The organism is Advenella kashmirensis WT001, from assembly GCF_000219915.2.
Taxonomy (GTDB): Bacteria; Pseudomonadota; Gammaproteobacteria; order Burkholderiales; family Burkholderiaceae_B; genus Advenella; species Advenella kashmirensis.
Map to the genome: position 1 here is coordinate 3,126,122 of NC_017964.1, position 20,873 is coordinate 3,146,994.

Below are 20,873 nucleotides of genomic sequence, written 5' to 3' on the forward strand. Positions count from 1 at the left end.
ACATAATGTATGCAAGGAAATCGTCATGAAAAAACTTATTCGCTCACTCGTGCTGACATCGATGTTAACTGGCATGACCATCGCAGGCGCTGCAACCATTAACGTCGGTGGCTCGCCTATGCTGGCAACAAAAAAATATTGTAGAAAACGCGATGAACTCAAAAGACCATACCACTCTGGTCGCAGCCGTAAAAGCAGCAGGACTGGTGCAGACACTCCAGGCAAAGGGCCCTACACTGTATTTGCGCCAACCAATGCCGCTTTCAATGCCTTGCCGGCTGGCACTGTCGAGACCTTGCTAAAGCCGGAGCACAAGCAGAAACTGACCGCCGTGCTTACGTACCATGTTGTTGCGGGTAAATATACCAAAAACGATCTGGAAAAGATTATCAAAAAAGACGGCGGCAAGGCCATGCTTAAGACGGTCCAGGGGGGTACGTTGTGGCTGATGATGAATGGTCCGCAGAATATACAGATCAAGGATGAAGCCGGGGCAATGGCCAACATCAGCACCTACGATGTCATGCAATCGAATGGCGTCATCAACGTCATCGACACTGTGCTAATGCCCAAATAATGTGAAGCGAAAGCCGTCGCTCGGACGCATGTCAGGCCAAAAAAAACAACAGACAATCACACACTGTTGTCATGCACTCCCGGCGGCTGTTCTTCTCTGGTGTCAGACACAACAGAACGCAGTGCGTAACGGCAGCCCGGCACAAGTGGATCGGTAGTCTTGATGCGAGGGGAGATTATTGCAAATGCATTGACGGCAATTGGAATTTCATGTGACTATGAGAATCAAGCCGATAGGAAGGTAAGCACCCAGATGGCGCAACACAGCGATACCGAGCATCTCGATCTTCTTCTGGCAGTCGCCCGCAAGGACCGGCAGGCATTTGAAATCCTGTACTTGCGGGTGTCACCGCGCCTGTACGCGGTCGCCCTGCGCATGCTAAAGCGACCCGAGCTGGCCGAGGAGCTATTACAGGATGTGTTTATCACCGTCTGGAATCAGGCCGGCAATTACAATAGCCAATACAGCGCACCACTAACATGGATGACCAACATTGTCCGCAATCGCGCTATTGATCGCCTCAGAGTAATGGAACCGGCCGGTACTGAGTCTGGCAATGAAGATCTCGCACTGTTGCAGGATACCGACCTGGGCCCGGCTGCCCGCTACGAACAAGTCAGATCATCAAAAAAACTGGATGACTGCATGAAGCAACTATCGGCCGAGCAGCGCCAGAGCATTTTCCTTGCCTACTACCATAGCCTGTCCCATGCTGCGATTGCAAAACAAATAGCACAACCTTTAGGAACCACAAAAAGCTGGATCAGACGCGGTCTTGCCCAGTTAAAAGGGTGTTTGCAATTATGAACGAATTCAAACCCAGGGATCTTCTGGCTGCAGAATACGTGCTGGGTACCCTGCGCGGCGGCGCTCGTCGGCGGTTTGAACACCGCCTGCAACAAGAGCCGATGCTGGCGCGGGAAGTGGCGGGCTGGCAGCAAGCCTTTGCACAATTAGATTTGCACGATGCACCGATCCAGCCACCCGAGCGTGTCTGGCAAGCGATCAGCAATAGTATCTCGCCCCAGGCCGATGATCACACCCAGGCTGAAACCGGCGCAGCCAATCATGATCAGTTTGCGGCGAGTTTCAAGAGATCGGACCCGGTCCGCGTCCCCGCGTACCGAAGAGCAGGTCTATGGCAACTGACATCAGCAGCCCTGGCCGCGTGTCTGGTTATTGCTCTGCTTTGGCCCGTTTCGACGGTTCATAAAGATGTGTCTTCATCGGTTCAGCCAATCGCAATCCTGTCTCCCACCTCACCCGATTCGGCAGCTCATCTGATTGCCGGCTACGATGCACGCCAGCGAACACTGGTGTTCACCCCACTGAACGTAGTGGCGCCAGATTCGCAACACAGTCTGCAGTTGTGGCGCATAGGTGCCGACAAAAAACCTGTTTCGCTGGGTCTGTTAAATCGCTCAGGCGCGACGCAGTTCAGCGCAGAGCAACTGCCGGCGCTCGACGGGATCACGCTAGCTGTTAGTCTTGAACCGGCGGCAGGCTCACCAACCGGTCAACCTACCGGACGCGTGCTGTATGCGGGTGTCGTTACCATCGCCTTAAATAATCCAGAGAAATAAATATATAGCCTGATTTTATTTGGATTGCCGCTAGCGCGGGTGACGACCCCTCCGGCAGCAAGGTTACCGTAGCCGCACCACTGCAAGCATCTTTAAAATAAGAATGGTGCCGTTTGGCTTTTATTGGCCTGCGGCGTAAGATAACCCTTTCATAATCAATGTCGTCACCCGACGACTATTTAATCATGGCCTCGAATCCTTCTACGCTTCCATCCCCTGCGCGATCGCAGATCAACCTGATTCCCGCCGCAGTATCGGCTGCGCTGATCGTACTGGGTCTTATTTATCTGAATGGTGCCGTCAGTGGTCGGCAAGCCGCGTTGTGGATCGTTGGCATCCTTCTGGGCGCCACGCTGTATCACAGCGCCTTTGGTTTCACATCGTCCTGGCGCGTTTTTATTTCAGATCGGCGCGGCGCCGGACTGCGCGCGCAGATGCTCATGCTGGCGTTCGGCTGCCTGCTGTTTTTTCCCGTACTGGGCAATGGCACGTTGTGGGGGCAAAGCGTCAGTGGATTTGTTAGCCCGGTCGGCACCTCGGTATTGGTCGGCGCCTTTATTTTCGGAATCGGTATGCAAATGGGCGGCGGCTGCGCCTCCGGCACCCTTTATACCGTTGGCGGTGGCAGCACACGCATGATTATTACGCTGGTCGGTTTCATTATCGGTTCAGTCATTGGCGCAGCCATCTGCCCTGGTGGGCCAGCAGCCGTCGTTCGCGCCGTACTCCATCGTGCTGGAATGGGGCGCCCCTACCGCATTGCTCAGCAGCTTCGTGTTGTTTCTGGGTATTGCCCTATTCACCGTCTGGGCTGAAAAGCGTCGCCATGGGACGTTGATTTCGTCTGCCGTCAGCGCCGGCAAGGCGGGCGGCTGGGGGCGGCTGCTTTCCGGCCCGTGGCCGCTGGTGATCGGCTCGGTTGTGCTGGTCTTGCTCAACTTCGCTACCCTGGCATTGGCCGGGCGCCTTGGGGCATTACCTCTGCCTTCGCCTTATGGGGCTCGAAAATATTGATGGCCGTTGGCTATGACGTCAGCGGCTGGGGCTTCTGGCAAGGGCCAGCCGCTGCGTCCCTGGCTGCCCCTATACGCAATGACATTACCAGTGTCATGGATATCGGAATCATCCTGGGCGCATTGCTGGCGGCCAGTCTGGCTGGAAAATTCGCCCCGGTCTGGAAATTGCCCGCACGTTCTGTGCTGGCAGCGATCATTGGCGGGCTGCTATTGGGCTATGGCGCGCGCCTGGCTTTCGGTTGCAATATCGGCGCCTATTTCAGCGGCATTCTCTCCGGCAGCTGCATGGCTGGCTGTGGCTGGTCGCGGCCTTTGCCGGCAACGTGATTGGCACCAGAATCCGTCCATTTTTCGGGCTCGCGGTAGAAAAAACAGTGCAAACTGCCTGCTAATGAAAATAATGTGATTTATGTTAGATCGGCGTAAGACTTAACAAAAATCCACAATTGCTAAGACGTGACAATGTTAATATTGTTACGTCTTTTTCATTTTAAGACAGGGCACGCGGAATCTTTGAAGCCTGGATCCCTGAGGCAGGATCTTTTATGCCAATTTCGCGCAATAAAAAGAATCTATCCAGTGTGTCGCTAGCGGCAATTAGCAAAACTCAAAACTGGGTGCTGGCACTGGATGAGCAAACCGACTTTGCAAGGCATACAAAATGAACTCCATTTCTTCATTACTTGTCTTATGTTGCCTGATCCTCCCGATCGCCGCATGTACTCAGTTCGCTAGCGCAGGCGCCAATTCGCAGGCCGGTGTTTCCGGAATACCCCAGCCCGAACCCGGCACATTTACAGAAGGCGACTCATCGGCAGGCAGCATCAGCCCACCCACTTCTGCATTCACTGCTTTTGGCAGCAAACCTGTCGCCTGGCGCGCCATCGTTGACGGACCGCTATTGCAGATAGAGCGGTCTGCGACCGAACTGGTAACGCTCACGGCAGAACGGTATGACTACCAAGGTAGCATCAATGTCATTGCGACAGACTATTCCGTCAAACAGCAAAACAGACGCCGTAAAAACAATGTCAATCTGACCATCAACAGAACACCGTGTACCAACACGCGCAGCACCTATGATCTGAGCGCCACACTATTTTATAAGAACCGGCGATACACCGGTTGCGCCGTCCTCGGCGCACCTGTCACAGAACAGTGATACACGGCGATGGCGCTTGATCCGCGCCCGCGCTCCAGCCCAGTGGTCGCTGAAAACACTGAAGCCGGACGGTAAATCCGGCTTCGTTCTATTGCTGATTGAAGACTTCGCCTTGATGTGTACTGCCATCACACATCGTGTCCGACCTGAACATACGCTCGGGGCAGCGCAGATTTATCACAAACACATCTGAAATAAACCTTGGCTCACGCGGTGATTACTGCTGTTCTTGGATCTCCACGCGGCGGTTTTTCGCACGCCCCGCTTCAGTGGTGTTGTCGGCCACCGGCGCTGTGTGCCCTGTCCTTCAGTCTGGATCTGCCGTGCCTGCACGCCACGCAGGATCAAATAGGCTTTGACCGATTCAGCCCGACGTTTCGACAACGCTTCATTACCCGGCTCGCTACCGGATTCATCGGCGAACCCAACCAGTCGCACTGATTTTCCACTCTCTATCAATTGCTGCGCATACTGGTCAAGACCATCATGGAAACGGCTGTCGACCTGTGCGCTGCCAGATGCAAATTGCACCTGGGGCGGCGCTGCCGATGCAGCGGCTGCATCAGGTGCCGCGACGCGGGCTGGCGCGGCAACCTCGACCTGATTCTCCACCTGAATATCGGCACCGACCAGATTCTGAACCTTGGTAGTCAACGCCTCTTTTTCCTCACTGGACGATACTTGTCCGGTCAAGGTCAGGACCTCCTGCTTAAGACTGACATTCACATCGTGATAGCCGCGAAGCAGACTAAGCAGGCCCGAATAGTCATCGAACTTCGACGCCAGCGTCTGGCTATCCACTTGCAGTTCATCTTCTATCTTGCTATGGCCATCGACAAATTTGGCCGCATTCAGGATGCGATTGCGTGCCGACTCATCACGCACGGTTCCGCGGATCCGGAGCGCATCGCCGTCACGTTCAAGCTCAACCTGCGCCGCGACACCGCTCTGGCCACTGCCGGTCGCTGAATCTGCAGCAACGGGAGGTTGACCAGCACTGTCGGCTGCGGTTGCGTTGCTATCGGTCTGCGTTGCACCAGCGCTTGCAGAGTCATCCTGCCCCGTTGCCCCAAATGTCGTGGTTTTACCAGAAGATGCGGTGGTCGTTGAAGAAGGTGCAACCCCATCGCTGGCTGGCGCGGTGCCGGACTGAGTATCGGCCGCTTGATCAGCCTTTGTTTCTTGTGGCTGCGCCGGTTCGGGCTGGCTGGCAGATGAATCGGATGCGGCAAAGGTCGTGGTTTTGCCGGCGGCACCCGCCTGTTCAGGTGTTGATGTAGCAGGCGGTTTGTCTGCAAGTGGCGCAGGTTCAGCAAAAGTTGTGGTCTTGCCCGGTGCTGCAGTGTCTGCTGCAGGGGTGTCGGTTGTCGCGCTGTCTGCTGCCGTATTGGCGGTTGCGGCACTGCTTGACCCGGTTTGTTCAGCAGTTGCGCTGGATACGTCCGGCGCAGTGCTGGTCGCTGTGGCCCCTTCTGCTGCGGGCGCTGGCATCTGATCAGCCTGCTTACTGTCTGTGTCTGTCGCTGCTGGTTTTGTATTGTCTGTACTGGCCTGTTCCGCAGGCGATGGGGCTTTTTGCTCGGTCGCCTTGTCAGCCACGGCATTGGCGGCATCTGTACTTACGGTATCTGTACTCGCCGCAGCGGCTGTTGCATCAGACTGCGCTTCGGGCTCCATGGTGTCACTGGCCTGGCCGTAAGTCGGGCCAGCAGTTTGGCCGTCATTCGCGTCATTCGTCGAATCACTATTCGATGTATCGGCGGCAGGTTCGGGTGCAGCCGTTGCTGAGGTTTCCGGCTGAGTGCTATCTGCCGCCGGTGCGTCCGGCTGTCCGCTCGCAGATGCGGACTGCTCACTGTCAGGCTTCTCGCCTGCTGGCGGGACTGTCTCTGTGTTCTGTTTGCTCTCTGTGGTTTCTGCAGGAGCCGTGGCTGCAGGCGCAACCGCGGTTGCTGGTGTGTCAGCGCCCTTGGTCTGCGCGCTTTCCGGTTTTGCGCTGTCTGCCTGCGCACTGTCTGTTTGCGCGCTTTCGGCAGCGGGTGCATCTGCTACGCCGGCAGATTGTGGCGAAGCCGGTTCAGGGAAATTGGCAGAAGGCGCTGTAGCGTCCCCCGGCTCCGCCTTGTCATTATTGCCGGGGGTTGCAGCGGGAGCCGTTGCTGCATCGGATGCCGGCGCATCGGTTGCTGACTGCTGCTGGTCTGCCGGTTTGGCATTTTCAGTCGTTGTCGTATCCGATTGGGTGCAGCTCTTAATCCAGGCGGCACCGGCCAGCACCACAGCCAGCGTCAGCACCCATTTGAACCAGCCATTTGCGGGTTTTTCGTGTGTTGTTACACCCTGCGCCGACCCGTTCTTGCCGTTTTGTGACGTAGCAGCAGTATTGGCGTCTGCCGCGGCTAGCGCATCGCGTCCGAACAGGCCTTCCAGGCTGTCCTGGCCAAGCGCAGCAAGCGCCGGCGCATCCAGTTGGGCAGCCACGTGCGGCGCCTGGGTGGCGAACAACACTGGCAGGCTTTGCGCCGGCTCACTTTCAGTTGTGATATTGTTTTTCAAAAAGGAAAGCACAAACGGCACAACAATAGACAACAGCGATCCAACCGCTTTGGTATCCAGGCCGGTTGCTACTTCCAGATGAGCAGTGACCGCTTCCTGCTGCTGTCCGAGTATGATTGCCTGTTCGCTTTCGCCCAGCGTCACGATCTGTGCGAACTGATCGTTGGTTAGGACGGTTGGCGACAAGGCACTGGAGGTCAGGCTTGTCTGGGTCTGGCTGTCTCGAATATGAGCCGCCAGGGCTTGCGCGCCTTCGGGCTTGCCTGCCTGCTGTGCCATCGCACCGATCACCAGCGCAACCGCCTTGTCGTAGGCAGTGGTCGCCTGCGGGCGGGAAATATCCAGATAATCGGAAACCTGTGCAATCAGGCTGTCACGAATCGGGCCATTAAAGAACTGACTGAAATCGACACTCATGGAATCCTCATACCTTTACTGGAACTGAACGGGGCCGCTAGCCGGGCGCTTGCGGTTCCATAGTATCACTTTATTCAGCGTCAATTAAGCATGTTGGCTTGGCCCTGCAGGACAGGCCGCGCAAGACCCGGCACAGGCCTTTCGTCTACCTGCAGGCATCCCTGCAAAAAATGCGCTCAGGACCCGCGCCGAATCATCGAAAATGAACTGTCGGCCTTAGCCGTCGGCGCGCGCGGCCTTCTGCCGGTGATAACGCTGCGTTCCGGCATGAAGCACCCGATCACCCGGCAGAATCTGATCCGGTGTATAAGTGGATTGATCGATGATGCGTGCATAGATCGGATCGAAATCAATCTGCGCCAGTTCGAAAAGATCATCCAGCTCGTTGATCACAAAATAGCTTTTCTGCAGATCATCAATACGATAGTCCGTCCGCATGACCCGTTCCAGATCAAAGCCGATGCGGTTGGGCGAGTCATCTTGCAGACAGTACTGGCTTTCGGTAAATGAAGAACTGATACCTGCGCCATAGATGCGTATGCCGTCCTTTTGCTGGACCAGGCCGAACTCGATGGTGTACCAGTACAACCTGGAAATGAAAGGCAGAATGCCGCGCTCGAGCGCTTTTAACCCACCCTGGCCGTAGGCCTGCATGAAATCGGCAATGGCCGGGTTCATCAACATGGGCGCGTGCCCGAAAACGTCATGAAAGACATCGGGCTCCTGCAAGTAATCCAGCTTGTCTTTTGAGCGAATGAACTGGCCTGCCGGAAAGCGACGATTGGCAATATGGGTGAAAAACACGTCATCGGGCACCAGGCCGGGCACAGCCACGATCTGCCAGCCGGTATGCTGCATCAGCAGATCGTTCACTCGACGAAAATCGGGAATTTCATCTGCGGTAATGGGCATTTGCTTCATGCAGTCCAGATACTGGTCGCACACACGCCCGGGCAGCAATTTGCTTTGCCGCTCATAAAGCGTTTTCCAGACGCCATGTTCCTCTTGCGTATAGGCTTCCCAGTTCTGATCAATGGTCCAGTCGGCCGATGGCGCCACCGCCTGCGGATCGGCGCAGCCATGTTTCTCGACGGAGTTCAAATTTAGCGTTTCCATAAGGTGTCTCCAGATGTCACTATTATTTGGAAACAATATCACGCACAGAAAATCAGGGTGAATTCATGCCGAACTTTGGCAAATAACGCAATAATTTATTTTTTCTTGCTATTTTTATAGCATTTATTTTATTTTCTATTTCGAAATAAGATCGTGCAATACAGAAAATGCCAAGCCGACAGCCAGATCCCGTCTGCCTCGTGTAGATCAGGTGGCAATCCATGCCGCACCCTGCCGGGAACCTGCTCAGGCTCGTCATCTCTGGCGACTGGCGCAACTCGTGCATCTATCGAGCACGGGCAGCCACTGTCAGAGTGCGTCTATTGCCTGAGCCAGCTTGACGTCTCTTTCGGTCAGGCCATCGGCGTCATGTGTCGTCAGGCGGATGTCCACCTTGTTATATACATTGCTCCATTCCGGATGGTGATTGGCCTGCTCGGCCAGCAAAGCGACTTTTGTCATGAAGCCAAAGGCCTGGACAAACGAGTCAAATTTAAAATGCCGACGCAATGCTTTACCATCTTCATCCAGCCCCCACCCATCGAGCGAGGCCAGCGCAATACCAATATCTGCGTCATTCAATGGTGTCATCACAAACTCCTGTGGCCATCTGTATCGTGATGGCTTGATCGTTGATAATCTGTATTTTCTATAGTAATGCAAAGCGCCGGTTGCAACAAGAAACCGGGGCGCCCTGATGCAACCCACCTTCAACTGCCATTTTCAACGCCAATTTTCGACTCCCAACAGCCCTTGCCTGCATCCCATTCGCAATCCCACTTTCTTGCAGGCATGATGCCTGGTGCTGCCCCGGGTCGCGCGACTGACGTTATTATCAATAGGAACGTAATGATGCAAAGGAACACAGATCATGGATGAACAAGTTCTGGGAGCGATGCAAAAGTGGCCCAATGTGCCGGCAGTATATGGCTGGCTCTCGCTTAATGCCCACGGCGACTGGCTGCTGCATACCCAAGGTGGCGCACGCGAAGGCCAAAGCGGCGAGAAAATCGCCAATGCACAGATCCGCCACTTCATGAACCGCAACTACGCGGCCAATGAGGCCGGCGAATGGTTCTTCCAGAACGGCCCGCAACGGGTGTATGTCGATCTTGCCTGCGCACCCTATATTGTCCGCCTGGCTGACGATATGCAAACGCTCCTTACCCATAACGAATTGCCCGTCACGCGGGTCAGCCAATGGTTGCTGGACGCAGAAGGCCGACTGTATATGCAGACCGAACACGGCGCAGCAATGCTGGCAGGACGTGACATGGGCCTGCTGAGCACTCGTCTGCAGGTCATGCCCGGGACGGCGGGCACGCCAGCGGCAGCAACACCGCTGGACCAGAACCATTTGCAAGCACTGCACGAGGGCAGCATCTTGCTAGTGTCGCTGGATGGCGCAAGCGATTGGACTGCGCCCATGCAATGGCTGGAAAACGCGCTCATTCCGGCGCGACTGGGCTTTGTTCGAGAGCCGGCAGCCAGCTGATGCTTTTTGCCAATAACCGGGCATTATTGTTTACACTATGCCTGAATTCACCGCAACAGAAAAAACACCATGACGTTACCCAGCGCTTTGCACTATTTTCCTGCCCCTACGACCCAGGCTTTCTGCAGCCAGTGTGGCAACCCGCTGACGCGTCTGGTCCCGCCTGATGATAATCGCGAACGCGACGTCTGCAATCATTGCGGCGCCGTCCATTATCGTAACCCGCTGATTGTCGTGGGCACCGTTCCTATCTGGAACGATCAGATCCTGCTGTGTCGCCGGGCCATTGAGCCTCGTTACGACACCTGGACCCTGCCAGCCGGCTTTATGGAACTGTCCGAGACGACCAGCCAGGGGCCTTGCGCGAGACCGATGAGGAAGCCGGGGCGGATATCAGCCTGGGCAACCTGTTTACGGTCCTGGACGTGCCACGCGTCAATCAGGTGCATATGTATTTTCTGGCAACGGTCACAAGCGAACGCCTGGACCCCGGGCCCGAATCACTCGAAGCCCGGTTTTTCAACCTGGATGAAATACCCTGGGATGAGCTGTCTTTTCGCACCGTTTCTCATACCCTGAAGGCCTACCTGCAGGACCGGGCCAGCGGCGTATTTACCACGCATTATCACAGCATCGAATAAGCAGTTGCACCCGGGTTCTTCGCCACCATGATTACACTGCCCTGCCTAGATAACGGCGAGCCATTTCCTCCGGCCTGCCAGGCATTGAAAGAGCCGGATGGTCTGCTGGCGTTTGGCGGTGATCTGTCCACTTCCCGCCTGCTACAAGCCTACAAACTTGGCATTTTCCCCTGGTACTCGGCCGATCAGCCGGTGCTGTGGTGGTCGCCTTCTGCGCGCATGGTGCTGCGATGCGATGACTTCAGGATCTCGCCAAGCCTGGGCAAATTGCTCAAGCGTGTGGCCCGTAACGAGCGTCAGCAAGACGCCGCCATTACGGTCACGACCGACACATGCTTTGAGGCGGTAATGCGCGCCTGTGCTGCGCCACGTGGTGCACAGGCCGGCACCTGGATTACAGATGAAATGATCGCCGCCTACACGGAACTGCACCGCCAGGGCTATGCCCATTCAATTGAAACCTGGCTGGATGGACAACTGGCCGGCGGCCTGTACGGTATTGGCATCGGCCGCATGTTCTATGGGGAATCCATGTTCTCCACCAGCAGCAACACCTCCAAAATTGCGCTGGCCTGGCTGGTGCGCTTTCTCAAGGCCAATCAGGTCACATGGATCGACTGTCAGCAGGATACGCCACATCTGGCCAGTATGGGTGCACGCCCTCAGCCACGGGCAGCGTTTCTGCGTCATGTGTCAGAGACCGTCAACCAACCCGCCCTGCTCTGGCCCGCTGGTCAGATGCTGGGAGACGGCACTATCGTTCCCCCGATGTGAGCAAAACCATTTTTAAGGTATAGTTGGCGAAAATGCCCCACAGCCGGTAACCAGCCATGAGCGATATCCACGATCCGTCCTTCAACGTCCTGCAGTTTTATCTGACCGCGCCCTATGCCTGTAGCTATCTGGACGGGAAAATGGCGCGTTCGCAGGTTGTTGTGCCCGGACACCTGATTCGGCCGCCGGTTTACGCCCAATTGCTGCGCAACGGCTTTCGACGCAGTGGCCTGTTTACCTACCGGCCCCGTTGCGATCAATGCCGCGCCTGTATTTCGGTCAGAATCAATTGCGCGCAGTTTGCGCCCAGCCGCACCCAGCGCCGCATCCTGAAACGCCACAACAATTTGCGAGCCAGCATCCGCCCCCTGGAATGGGACGAAAGCCACTTTGAACTCTATAAAAAATACCAGGCGTCGCGTCACGCCGGCGGCGGCATGGACGATGACAGCGCCGAACAATATGAAGAGTTTCTGCTGACCAGTCGCATCGACTCGCAACTGGTGCAGTTCCATGATGAAGACCAGGTGCTCAGAATGATATCCATCATAGATGTAACTGATGACGGGTTATCCTCCGTATACACCTTCTATGATCCGGATTATGCTGGCAGCCTGGGTACTTATGGTATTTTGTGGCAGATCGGTCATTGCAACGACCGGGGCCTGCCGTGGTTGTATCTGGGCTATTGGATCGCTCAAAGCCGTAAAATGGCATACAAAATCAATTTCCGGCCTATCGAGCTTTATATTAACCACCGATGGATCGACAGCGCAAACATTGACCTGTCTGAACTATCTACTTTCTGATCTGCCATGTCACTTGCCTATCGCCTCTATCCGCTGATCCGCCCGGTCCTGTTTTCCATGGATCCCGAACGGGCGCACGAACGCACCCTGGAAGGCTTGAACAAATTGCACCAATGGGGGCTGTTGAAAAAAGTGCTGGATGCCAGGCCCAGTGCTCCCCTGCGCATGCTGGGCCTGGATTTGCCCAACCCGGTTGGCTGGCTGCCGGTCTGGACAAAAATGGCGCCTATATTGACGCACTAAGCCACATGGGCTTCGGGTTCATGGAAGTGGGCACGGTCACGCCCAAGGCGCAACCGGGCAATCCGAAACCACGCATGTTTCGCCTGCCGCAAGCCGATGCCCTGATCAATCGTCTGGGTTTTAACAACCAGGGGCTGGAAGCCTTCCTGGCCAATGTGGCGCGCAGCGAATGGAAAAAACGCGGCGGCATTCTTGGCCTGAATATTGGCAAGAATGCGGCCACCCCCATAGAGCAGGCGGCCGATGATTATCTGCTGGGTCTGGCAGGCGTATACGCGCACGCCGATTATGTGACCGTTAACATATCGTCGCCCAATACCCAGAATCTGCGTGCCCTGCAACAGGTAGACGAACTGACCGGATTGCTGACCGCGCTGCGCGAAAAACGCAAGGAACTGGCCGATCAGCACGGGCGCGCCGTGCCTGTTGTGGTAAAAATCGCCCCCGATCTGGACGCCAATCAAATTTCAACCATTGCCGGGCTATTGACCCAGTATGAGATTGATGGCGTCATTGCCACCAATACGACCTTGTCTCGCAAAGGCGTCAACGGACTGTCCCATGCCAAGGAAAAGGGCGGCTTATCCGGCATGCCTGTGCATGAAGCATCGCTCAAAGTCATTCGCGGTCTGCGGCAGCAATTGGCTCCCGATTACCCCATTATCGGGGTAGGCGGCATTATGGAAGGTGCGCAGGCAGTCGAAAAAGTGCAGGCAGGCGCCAATGCCATTCAGCTCTACACGGGACTGATCTATCGCGGGCCCGTGCTGGTGGACGAATGCGTCAGGGCGATTGCTGGGCTCGGCCAGCCTGGTGCTGCCTGACTCGTTTTCGAATATTCTATTCGCGTATCCTTTTCGCATATCCTGTTCGAATACGCAAAAAAAATAGCCCTTCGTAATGAAAGGGCTATTTTCTTATCCCGGGCGTCGCCGAAGCACCGCCCGTTGTTCGCGCAGATTAAGCCTGACGGCGAGCAGTTGAACGGCTTGCCGTTGCAGCTGCTTTTGTGGCTGTCTCTGTTGCCTTGATGGTTGCGTTAGTTGCAGCAGAGATATTGGACTCGGCAACTTCAGCAGCCTGCTTGGCAGCTTTGTTCATTGAATCATAGGCAGTAGATACGGTTGCCAGTGATGATTTCATCAATGCAACAGCACTTTCAGAACCGGTAGGCGCATTTTTGGCCAGTTGGTCAATGGCTTCGGAAACCTGTTGCTGACCTTCGGCAACTTGTGCTTCTGTCAGTTTGATCAGTTCGTTGCTCACGCCAGAAACGATGTCATATACGTGCTTGGTGTAAGCAATGGCTTTTTCTGAGTTGGGCTGGGCCAGTGAAGACACGTAAGCGGCGGCTTCCTGTGGGTCTTTCAGTTCGGCCACTTGCTGGGTTTGTTCTGCAACTTCACCCAATGTCGCTTTGATCACTTTCAGGTTCAGGTCAACCAGCTTTTCAAAGCCGCTGAACAGGGAACCCTGAACGGCAACAGCAGCGTTCAGAGCAGATTTTTGACGGTCAAGAATTTGTTGTGGAATGGCGCTCATGATGATATATCCTCGGTAGATAGTACAGTGTTAAGTTGTGCAGACCTGGTGCACGGGCACGACAGGTTTCTGCTAAAACAGTTTGCTGCATTGGCGGCAATGTTCTTTTCACTTCCCGGGCTATGACCACCCACCCTATTATTGTTGCATTGCACAATTCAAATTATACACATCATTTTCAGTGGGTCAAGCTTTTTTTGTGCAGCGCAACAAAACTCACTCTTCCATCCGTCAAACAGCGATAATTTACTGAATATTATATGAATTGTATGACTGAGGCATGACATGCCGGTGGCCCGCCGAGAGCTCGTCAGGCGGACGTCATTGTCGCGCAGCAGGTTATTCGTAACCCAGTGCGGCCGATATTTTTGCTGCAGTGCTTACCAACATTTCCACCCATTCTTCCTGCAGGCGCTCTGCTGGTGCGGAAATGGACAGGCCGGCCACCAACTTGCCCGAATCGTCGTAGATTCCGGCAGAAATGCAACGCACACCCAACTCGAGTTCTTCGTTATCACGGGCATAGCCGTGGCGACGCACAAAGCTCAAGTCGCGTTCAAGCCGATCCAGGTCCGTCAGGCTGTTGCGGGTGTTGCCCGATAAACCGGTGCGTGTCGCGTAGGCGCGCACGTAACGGGCGTCAGACGAGGCCAGAAAGAGTTTACCGACAGAGGTCAGATGCAACGGTGCCCGCCCGCCAATGGCCCGCACAACCTGCATTCCCGAGCGTTCGCTCCAGGCACGATCAATGTAGACAATGTCATCGCCCTGCTGAATGGACAGATTCACGGTTTGTCCGGTCAGATGGTGCAAGGTCTGCAAATGGTCGTGCGCCACATCGCGTACATTCAGCCGGTCCTTGACCAGCGCTCCCAACTCCAGAAGCCGAATACCCAATTGGTACATGCCGTTATTGACACGCTCAACATAGCGGCCGACGGCCAGATCATTCAGAATACGATGGGCGGTGGAGGCGTGCAGTGCCGTGAGCGCCGCTATATCCTTGAGGGAGACCGGATGCGGCTGGTCAGCCAGGACGTCCAGCACCTTCATTGTGCGTTCCAGGACCTGGATACTGATGCCGGAAGCGCCATTCGTCTTGTCGGAATCGGACGCAGCCTGCGTAGTTAAAAGCCGGTTAGCCATGATGGAGGATATTTAAAATATTGCAGTGCAATATATTCTATATCATATTGTGAAAAATAGAAACCCGACAATGTCGCATTTTCATTTGAATGCGACAATATTGCCCTTTATACGGGTTTGTCCGGATGAAACCGTCCGCCTACGCGCAGGATTTCACCCTTCAAATAGTCGAATGCTGCTGTGGCCGCTGGCTCTTCGCCTTTGACGCCCAGATCAATATAGGCACCTGCACCCTGGCCCATGGTAGGCAGGCTGAACGTGCTAATGCCGGCCCAGTTCGTTTCGATATGCTCCAGCGCCGGCGTGATCCGCGATTCAGGAACGCCGTAGGCCAGAATGTTATGCGAAACCAGTTGGCTCAGGTTCTGATAATCTGCATAACGGTTATCCAGGGTCCATTCGACCATGGGCCAGGCCATCTCCGGGAATCCCGGAACAAAAGTATGGTCCTGGATGAAAAAACCCGGAATGCGGTTATAGGGGTTGGGCACAATCTCGGCACCCACAGGGAACACCCCCATGGCGAGCCGCCGCTGATTTTCCGGCGAACCAGGATCGTGTGTGCCGCGCCCTTCCAGCGCAAGCTGGGCAAAACGTTCGGTAATCAACCTTTCGGCTTCGGGATGCAGAGCCAGGGGCACACCCAGCGCCTGTGCGACGGCTGTGCGGGTTTTATCATCAGGCGTAGCGCCAATGCCGCCACTGGAAAAAACAATATCATCCGATGCAAAACTGCGTTTGTAGGCAGCAATCAGGGTTTCAAGATCGTCCGGCAGGAATTCGGCACGCGACAGTTGCATGCCTCGCGCGGCAAGCAACTCAATGATTTTGGACAGATGCTTGTCCTGACGCCGGCCAGAAAGAATTTCGTCTCCCACAATGATCAAACTGATTTTACGTGCTGCCTTATCGTTCATAATGCTCATCCTGTTATTGCCCCGTCGCGGGATGACGCTATTCTAACGCTAAAGGTCGGACTGTGCCGACAATAGCGGCGGGCTGTTCCGACGTTGTTCGACCAGTGCAGCCAGACCGTGGTGCGCATAGACCAGGGAGGTAAATACAGGCAACACAATCCAGGTAAGGGGAATCAGGTTAATCGTCGCGCAGATCGTGCCGATCAGCCATCCGCCGCCACGCCGACGAGCGATAACCTGCGCCCGCTCCTGCCTTGTCGCATGCTCGACCAGCGCATCAAACCGCAGCATATGGGTGAAGGCATAAGCCCACCAGAATATATGCAGCAGCACCGCAACGGGTGGAATCAGCCACAGCGGTAGCGTAATGACCCAGCCAACGATAAATACCAGCACCACTTTGGCCGAGTTCACCAGGCTTGAAACAAAGACCTGGCTACCGCGGCGATCCAGTTCCGGATAGTCGGTGCGCGCTACATGGCCTACCACCATGGGCATGACCAGCACAGCGGCAATCAGCAGACCGATACTGCTGCCAATCGTAACCATGATGACAAACACCAGGATATGCACCAGATAGACTGTCATGGATAACAGTCCGACGCCAGCCATCCAGCCTTCCATGCCAGTCATCATTTCCGACTGCGTGACAAACAGGTTTAACCAATCGGCCACCGGCTCCCACAGGAAGCGCGCAAAAAACAGCATAACAATCAGCGCCGCGGCAAACGGCAGCAACAGCGCCAGCAACATGCGTGGCTGCAGTTGTGAGACCATCGCACGTCCGAAAGCGCGGCCAACCCCTTCGTATGGCGATGGCATACTTTCTGATTGCTGTCCGAATGGTGTACTATTTTGCATGACTTTCCCTTTGCGCAATGGCGTAAATGGTTTCAGATCCAACCGTTACCTGTGACTCGTTCACTGTTACTCATTTGCAGACCCAATATGTTCATTCAAACCCCCGGCCAGCACGTCCCCCAGTTGCTCCAGGCACTGGACAATCCCGACACATGGCTGATTGCCTGTTACTGCGCCGCCTGGTGCGACACTTGCGGCGACTATCACGCGGCCTTCCAGGCCATGAGCGAACGCTACCCGCAACATCTGTTCCTTTGGATTGACGTTGAAGACAATCCCGAGCTGCTGGATGACCTGGACGTTGAGAACTTCCCTACCCTGCTGATCCAGACCGGCGGGCAAACTCGTTTTTTTGGCACCATGCTGCCCTACATCAGCCACCTGGAACGCATGCTGCAGGCCGTGGGCGACGAACCTGACACGCGCGCCGACGGGCCGGCCGATCTGCGAACGCTGTTGACCGCCTCGGCCTGAGACAGCGCCGGCCGATGCCAGGCGCAGGGCAAGATCGGGCAATGCGGCAATTGCGCAGCATCATTGACGCCCGCTTGCCGCAACCTTGATTTAAACAGGAATGTGGGAATAGTAAGCCGCGGTTTCAAGTATTTGAACGCGGCTGAAACATCAGTTTTCGGGTGAGTTGTCGGTACTGGGACGGCCACCCAGCAAAACGGCCAGCATGGGCTTGGGTCCATGCCCTTCAGGGCGCCGGTTTACCACAGTGTCGGATTCGGCCTTTTGCTTGGTCGGCTCGTAAGGACGAAAGAAAAAGTCGTCAATGGGGGTGGCCCGGGCCGCAGGAAAAGTTTTCTTGTAGCGTTCAGGCTTGCCGCTTGCAGCTCGCGCCGGGTGATGTCCGCGCGCCAGAAAAACGCTGGGAATGGATAGCACACCCCGTGGTACCGGTGTTTTGATCAGCTTTTCGATATCTTCCAGCAGGCGCTCTTCGGTTTGCGTATAAAAGGCGATGGCCTCGCCCTTCGCACCTGCCCTGCCGGTACGGCCGATACGGTGCACGTAGTCTTCGGCGTTATAGGGCAGGTCCATATTGATCACGCAAGGCAAGCCGACCACGTCCAGGCCCCTGGCCGCCACATCGGTGGCCACCAGAACCGCAATTTCGCCCGACTTGAAGCCCTCGAGCGCCTTGATGCGCTCGGCTTGCGAGCGATCGCCGTGAATGGACTCGGCATTGATGCCTTCACTGACCAGTTCCCGGGCGACGCGGCTGGCGCCGATTTTGGTATTGACAAAAACAATGACCTGGCTCAGGTTGCGCGACTTCAGCGTATACAGCACCGCCGCTTTCTTTTCATTTGGCGCGACCGGATAGGCAATTTGTGTGACGGTTTCGGCCGTGGCATTGCGCGGCGCGACATTGATTTCCACCGGATTGTTCAGGAAACTGCGCGCCAGCTTACGGATATCATTACTGAACGTCGCGGAAAACAACAAGCTTTGGCGCGGTTTGGGCAGTAACCGAACGATGCGTTCCAGATCTGGCAGAAAACCCATATCCAGCATGCGATCAGCCTCATCCAGCACCAGCACGCTGACCTGGCTCAGACTGACGTTCTTCTGTTCGATATGGTCCAGCAGTCGTCCCGGCGTGGCAATCAGCAGCTCGCAGCCCTTGCGCAACTGATCGCGCTGAGCGTTCATATCCACTCCACCAAAAACAACAGCCACGCGCAAGGGAGAGCTGTGGCTGTAGCGTTTAACGCTTTCTGCGACCTGATCGGCCAGTTCCCGCGTGGGCGCCAGGATCAGGGCGCGCACCGGATGGCGGGCTGGCGACATGCTGCTGTTGGCCATAGGCATGAGCCGGTGCAGCAGCGGCAGCGTAAATGCCGCTGTTTTGCCCGTGCCGGTCTGGGCTGCGCCCATGATGTCGCGCCCGTCCATAATCAGCGGCATGGCCTGTTCCTGGATGGGCGTTGGCTTGGTATAGCCGCTGGCCATCACCGCCTTCAGCAGATCGGGGTGCAGGCCGACCTCGGTAAAGGATTCGAAGGTAGTGGTTTTGCCGGAAGTAGTCGTATTGGCGTCGGTCATCAAGTGTATGTAAAGGAACTGAAAATTGCGGCAGGCCGCGAAAACGTCATTTTACTCTACTCATGTACCCATCTATGCCTATCGGCCCGGAAATAGGGAGAAAGCCTTAGAAAATCCAGCGTAAAAGCCACAAGACGACCATACCGACAGCGATCATGAAAAGAATATTACGTACCCGCAAAAATGCCAGCGCAGCCACCACCGCCGCAAAAAACTCGGCGCCGACCTGTGGCCACTGCCCCACAGTCCAGGGCAACAGGCTGGGCACGATAATGGCCGTCAGAGCAGCGACCGGGGCGTAGCGCAGGCCACGACTTACCGTCTTGCTCAAGGGAAAATACTGGCCCAGCATGAGGTAACCGGCCCGGGTCAGCAAGCTGCCGATGCCCAGCAACACAATGACAAGCGCAATATAGGTATCACTCATGCACGCTTTCCTTTGATCATGAATTTCTCGGACAGAATGCCGGCAGCAATCCCGGCCACAATGGCGATGAACAGCCCCATGCGCAGCGGCAGCGGCTGGCCCAGCCAGGCTACTGCGCCGGCCACCAGCACCGTTACCAGCATGGGCCGACCCTTGATGAGCGGGATGACAACAGCCATCAGCGTGAGCACGCCGGCAAACTCCAGCGACCATTCACGCGGCACGCGATCGCCGATCAGCACACCGGCCAGGGTACTTAACTGCCATGCCCCCGCGATGGCCGTCCCCATGGACAGATAGGTCCACACATAAACCGTACGGCGCTTCTGGCGGACATGGCGAAACAGGCTGACGAAGACTACGTAATTGATATCGGTCAGCAGATACCCCAGCACCAGCCGCTTAAAATGAGAATATCGTTCGAAAAACGGATAAAGCGTCGCGCCAAATATGACAAACCGGATATTAACAATGAAACCGGCCAGAAACACCATCCATACCGGGGCGCCGGCGGCCATCAGCGGTAACGCCGTCAGCTGGGCCGATCCGGCATAAACCCACAGCGACATGATCATGGCCTGCCAGAAGGACAAACCGTAATTGACCATGGCCACACCGGACACAAATCCCCAGGCGGACAACGCCAGCAGGTGAGGACCCACCGCCCGCATCCCCAGTTGAACGGCCTGTCGACGCGCCAGCCGGTGCGCATCGCTGGCGGCAGGCAAAACCCGCGCTAAAAGAATAAACGGGGAAAACAAAATAGTTCCTTGTGCTGTACAATACGCTGTGTAACGGCGTATGAACGGATGCTCGGTAGCGGCGTAGACAATGAAGATATGCTGGGAATTCTAGCAAAAGCAGCGCGCTCATCCTCATTGCACCCGCCCCAGGGTCGAAATATAATACGCCAGCACCCATCGGCCAGAGTAAAGTGACGCTGCACGGCAACACTCGGGCCGGTTACCATCAAACACACGTGCGTGCCGTTTACAGCGCGCATAACATGTCTTTCCGCTTTTTTAGGAAGTAACTGATGTCTGCACAAGTACAAACGGCACCCATCGAGGTGTCTGCAAGCGATCTGCCTGTTTATTGCCCTGGCCCGAATGCGCCAACCTGGAGCCTGCATCCACGCGTTTTTCTGGACGTGAGCAAAACCGGCTCGGCAGCCTGCCCTTATTGCGGCACGGTATACCGCCTCAAAGAAGGCGAGAAAGTGCATGGGCACTAAAAGCACTGCTGCGCCCAAACGCGCGGTCTTCGCCAGCCCCGAGGAGGTCGAACAGGCCTTTTACGAAGCGCTGCGCCTGGGCGATGTCATGCGTGTCATGCATACCTGGGCCGATGATGAAGAAACGGTTTGCATCCATCCGGGCGGCGAGCGCCTGACGGGCACCAGCGCCATCCAGGCGTCCTGGCAGGAGCTGCTCAATAGTGGCCCGCTCCATATTCATGCCCATCACCCGTGGTCATCACCTACGGCATGACTGTCATCCATATCCTGATCGAGGAAGTCCAGGCCAATACCCCGCG

Annotated in this window: 19 protein-coding genes and 4 pseudogenes; 13 read left to right on the forward strand and 10 right to left on the reverse strand. The window is 55.8% G+C overall.

Annotated elements, in window-relative coordinates; genetic code table 11:
• The first annotated feature begins 61 nt into the window (after positions 1–61).
• From TKWG_RS14690 to TKWG_RS14710, 5 genes and pseudogenes are all read left to right on the forward strand, one after another.
• Positions 62–577, forward strand: a pseudogene (locus TKWG_RS14690) (fasciclin domain-containing protein).
• 252 nt (positions 578–829) lie between these two features.
• Complete coding sequence (locus tag TKWG_RS14695) at positions 830–1,384, forward strand: sigma-70 family RNA polymerase sigma factor (RefSeq protein ID WP_014751597.1); 555 nt, start codon at positions 830–832, stop codon at positions 1,382–1,384.
• Positions 1,381–2,160, forward strand: a complete 780-nt coding sequence (locus tag TKWG_RS14700) for an anti-sigma factor (protein ID WP_014751598.1) — start codon at positions 1,381–1,383, stop codon at positions 2,158–2,160. The genes TKWG_RS14695 and TKWG_RS14700 overlap by 4 nt, the downstream gene beginning before the upstream one ends.
• Positions 2,161–2,345: 185 nt before the next feature.
• A pseudogene (locus TKWG_RS14705) lies at positions 2,346–3,568 on the forward strand (YeeE/YedE family protein).
• A 269-nt stretch (positions 3,569–3,837) separates the two neighbouring features.
• Complete coding sequence (locus TKWG_RS14710; protein WP_041709567.1) at positions 3,838–4,338, forward strand: hypothetical protein; 501 nt, start codon at positions 3,838–3,840, stop codon at positions 4,336–4,338.
• Positions 4,339–4,515: 177 nt separating this feature from the next.
• Here the strand turns inward: TKWG_RS14710 and TKWG_RS14715 are convergent, their stop codons facing one another.
• The 3 genes from TKWG_RS14715 to TKWG_RS14725 all read right to left on the reverse strand — a co-directional run bounded on the left by TKWG_RS14715 (position 4,516) and on the right by TKWG_RS14725 (position 9,018).
• Complete coding sequence (locus TKWG_RS14715) at positions 4,516–7,311, reverse strand: DUF937 domain-containing protein (RefSeq protein ID WP_014751600.1); 2,796 nt, start codon at positions 7,309–7,311, stop codon at positions 4,516–4,518.
• 216 nt (positions 7,312–7,527) lie between these two features.
• A complete protein-coding gene (phhA, locus tag TKWG_RS14720) occupies positions 7,528–8,427 on the reverse strand; it encodes a phenylalanine 4-monooxygenase (RefSeq protein WP_014751601.1) in 900 nt (299 codons plus the stop codon).
• Between the two features lie 309 nt (positions 8,428–8,736).
• The gene (locus TKWG_RS14725; protein WP_014751602.1) at positions 8,737–9,018 is read right to left on the reverse strand and encodes a 4a-hydroxytetrahydrobiopterin dehydratase; all 282 of its coding nucleotides are present in this window, start codon (positions 9,016–9,018) and stop codon (positions 8,737–8,739) included.
• A 280-nt stretch (positions 9,019–9,298) separates the two neighbouring features.
• On the opposite strand from TKWG_RS14725, the gene TKWG_RS14730 reads away from it, so the two are divergent.
• From TKWG_RS14730 to TKWG_RS14750, 5 genes and pseudogenes are all read left to right on the forward strand, one after another.
• Complete coding sequence (locus tag TKWG_RS14730) at positions 9,299–9,922, forward strand: DUF2946 family protein (protein WP_014751603.1); 624 nt, start codon at positions 9,299–9,301, stop codon at positions 9,920–9,922.
• Between the two features lie 69 nt (positions 9,923–9,991).
• Positions 9,992–10,563 (forward strand): annotated as a pseudogene (locus TKWG_RS14735) (NUDIX hydrolase).
• A 30-nt stretch (positions 10,564–10,593) separates the two neighbouring features.
• Positions 10,594–11,337: a leucyl/phenylalanyl-tRNA--protein transferase gene (gene aat / locus TKWG_RS14740; RefSeq protein ID WP_041710356.1), complete on the forward strand. Its 744-nt coding sequence runs from the start codon at positions 10,594–10,596 to the stop codon at positions 11,335–11,337.
• A 56-nt stretch (positions 11,338–11,393) separates the two neighbouring features.
• On the forward strand, positions 11,394–12,146 hold the full coding sequence (locus TKWG_RS14745; protein WP_014751605.1) for an arginyltransferase: 753 nt from the start codon (positions 11,394–11,396) through the stop codon (positions 12,144–12,146).
• A gap of 6 nt (positions 12,147–12,152) precedes the next feature.
• A pseudogene (locus tag TKWG_RS14750) lies at positions 12,153–13,213 on the forward strand (quinone-dependent dihydroorotate dehydrogenase).
• A gap of 136 nt (positions 13,214–13,349) precedes the next feature.
• Here the strand turns inward: TKWG_RS14750 and phaP are convergent.
• The 4 genes from phaP to TKWG_RS14770 all read right to left on the reverse strand — a co-directional run bounded on the left by phaP (position 13,350) and on the right by TKWG_RS14770 (position 16,855).
• On the reverse strand, positions 13,350–13,931 hold the full coding sequence (gene phaP, locus TKWG_RS14755) for a TIGR01841 family phasin (protein WP_014751606.1): 582 nt from the start codon (positions 13,929–13,931) through the stop codon (positions 13,350–13,352).
• Positions 13,932–14,270: 339 nt separating this feature from the next.
• Positions 14,271–15,077 (reverse strand): IclR family transcriptional regulator, encoded by an 807-nt coding sequence (locus tag TKWG_RS14760; RefSeq protein WP_041709568.1) that lies wholly within the window; start codon positions 15,075–15,077, stop codon positions 14,271–14,273.
• A 107-nt stretch (positions 15,078–15,184) separates the two neighbouring features.
• Positions 15,185–15,994 (reverse strand): competence/damage-inducible protein A, encoded by an 810-nt coding sequence (locus TKWG_RS14765; protein WP_014751608.1) that lies wholly within the window; start codon positions 15,992–15,994, stop codon positions 15,185–15,187.
• A 48-nt stretch (positions 15,995–16,042) separates the two neighbouring features.
• Complete coding sequence (locus TKWG_RS14770) at positions 16,043–16,855, reverse strand: EI24 domain-containing protein (protein ID WP_148274552.1); 813 nt, start codon at positions 16,853–16,855, stop codon at positions 16,043–16,045.
• A gap of 87 nt (positions 16,856–16,942) precedes the next feature.
• Here TKWG_RS14770 and TKWG_RS14775 point away from each other — a divergent pair, with 87 nt between their 5' ends.
• Positions 16,943–17,329, forward strand: coding sequence for a thioredoxin family protein (locus TKWG_RS14775; RefSeq protein WP_014751610.1), 387 nt, complete (start codon positions 16,943–16,945; stop codon positions 17,327–17,329).
• A gap of 150 nt (positions 17,330–17,479) precedes the next feature.
• On the opposite strand, the gene TKWG_RS14780 is transcribed toward TKWG_RS14775, so the two are convergent.
• From TKWG_RS14780 to TKWG_RS14790, 3 genes are all read right to left on the reverse strand, one after another.
• Positions 17,480–18,910: a DEAD/DEAH box helicase gene (locus tag TKWG_RS14780; protein ID WP_014751611.1), complete on the reverse strand. Its 1,431-nt coding sequence runs from the start codon at positions 18,908–18,910 to the stop codon at positions 17,480–17,482.
• 106 nt (positions 18,911–19,016) lie between these two features.
• On the reverse strand, positions 19,017–19,337 hold the full coding sequence (locus TKWG_RS14785) for an AzlD domain-containing protein (RefSeq protein WP_014751612.1): 321 nt from the start codon (positions 19,335–19,337) through the stop codon (positions 19,017–19,019).
• A complete protein-coding gene (locus TKWG_RS14790; RefSeq protein ID WP_014751613.1) occupies positions 19,334–20,098 on the reverse strand; it encodes an AzlC family ABC transporter permease in 765 nt (254 codons plus the stop codon). The genes TKWG_RS14785 and TKWG_RS14790 overlap by 4 nt, the downstream gene beginning before the upstream one ends.
• Positions 20,099–20,373: 275 nt before the next feature.
• Here TKWG_RS14790 and TKWG_RS14795 point away from each other — a divergent pair, with 275 nt between their 5' ends.
• The gene (locus TKWG_RS14795) at positions 20,374–20,571 is read left to right on the forward strand and encodes a zinc-finger domain-containing protein (RefSeq protein ID WP_014751614.1); all 198 of its coding nucleotides are present in this window, start codon (positions 20,374–20,376) and stop codon (positions 20,569–20,571) included.
• Positions 20,561–20,827: a YybH family protein gene (locus TKWG_RS25175; RefSeq protein ID WP_014751615.1), complete on the forward strand. Its 267-nt coding sequence runs from the start codon at positions 20,561–20,563 to the stop codon at positions 20,825–20,827. Before TKWG_RS14795 ends, TKWG_RS25175 begins: the two co-directional genes overlap by 11 nt.
• Positions 20,828–20,873: the final 46 nt, after the last annotated feature.

Bases quoted from the DNA above. Each gene is read 5' to 3' on its own strand.
- TKWG_RS14695 (WP_014751597.1), top strand. From the start codon at position 830: ATGGCGCAACACAGCGATACCGAGCATCTCGATCTTCTTCTGGCAGTC.
- TKWG_RS14700 (WP_014751598.1), top strand. From the start codon at position 1,381: ATGAACGAATTCAAACCCAGGGATCTTCTGGCTGCAGAATACGTGCTG.
- TKWG_RS14710 (WP_041709567.1), top strand. From the start codon at position 3,838: ATGAACTCCATTTCTTCATTACTTGTCTTATGTTGCCTGATCCTCCCG.
- TKWG_RS14715 (WP_014751600.1), bottom strand. From the start codon at position 7,311: ATGAGTGTCGATTTCAGTCAGTTCTTTAATGGCCCGATTCGTGACAGC.
- phhA (WP_014751601.1), bottom strand. From the start codon at position 8,427: ATGGAAACGCTAAATTTGAACTCCGTCGAGAAACATGGCTGCGCCGAT.
- TKWG_RS14725 (WP_014751602.1), bottom strand. From the start codon at position 9,018: ATGACACCATTGAATGACGCAGATATTGGTATTGCGCTGGCCTCGCTC.
- TKWG_RS14730 (WP_014751603.1), top strand. From the start codon at position 9,299: ATGGATGAACAAGTTCTGGGAGCGATGCAAAAGTGGCCCAATGTGCCG.
- TKWG_RS14745 (WP_014751605.1), top strand. From the start codon at position 11,394: ATGAGCGATATCCACGATCCGTCCTTCAACGTCCTGCAGTTTTATCTG.
- phaP (WP_014751606.1), bottom strand. From the start codon at position 13,931: ATGAGCGCCATTCCACAACAAATTCTTGACCGTCAAAAATCTGCTCTG.
- TKWG_RS14760 (WP_041709568.1), bottom strand. From the start codon at position 15,077: ATGGCTAACCGGCTTTTAACTACGCAGGCTGCGTCCGATTCCGACAAG.
- TKWG_RS14765 (WP_014751608.1), bottom strand. From the start codon at position 15,994: ATGAACGATAAGGCAGCACGTAAAATCAGTTTGATCATTGTGGGAGAC.
- TKWG_RS14770 (WP_148274552.1), bottom strand. From the start codon at position 16,855: ATGCAAAATAGTACACCATTCGGACAGCAATCAGAAAGTATGCCATCG.
- TKWG_RS14775 (WP_014751610.1), top strand. From the start codon at position 16,943: ATGTTCATTCAAACCCCCGGCCAGCACGTCCCCCAGTTGCTCCAGGCA.
- TKWG_RS14780 (WP_014751611.1), bottom strand. From the start codon at position 18,910: ATGACCGACGCCAATACGACTACTTCCGGCAAAACCACTACCTTCGAA.
- TKWG_RS14785 (WP_014751612.1), bottom strand. From the start codon at position 19,337: ATGAGTGATACCTATATTGCGCTTGTCATTGTGTTGCTGGGCATCGGC.
- TKWG_RS14795 (WP_014751614.1), top strand. From the start codon at position 20,374: ATGTCTGCACAAGTACAAACGGCACCCATCGAGGTGTCTGCAAGCGAT.
- TKWG_RS25175 (WP_014751615.1), top strand. From the start codon at position 20,561: ATGGGCACTAAAAGCACTGCTGCGCCCAAACGCGCGGTCTTCGCCAGC.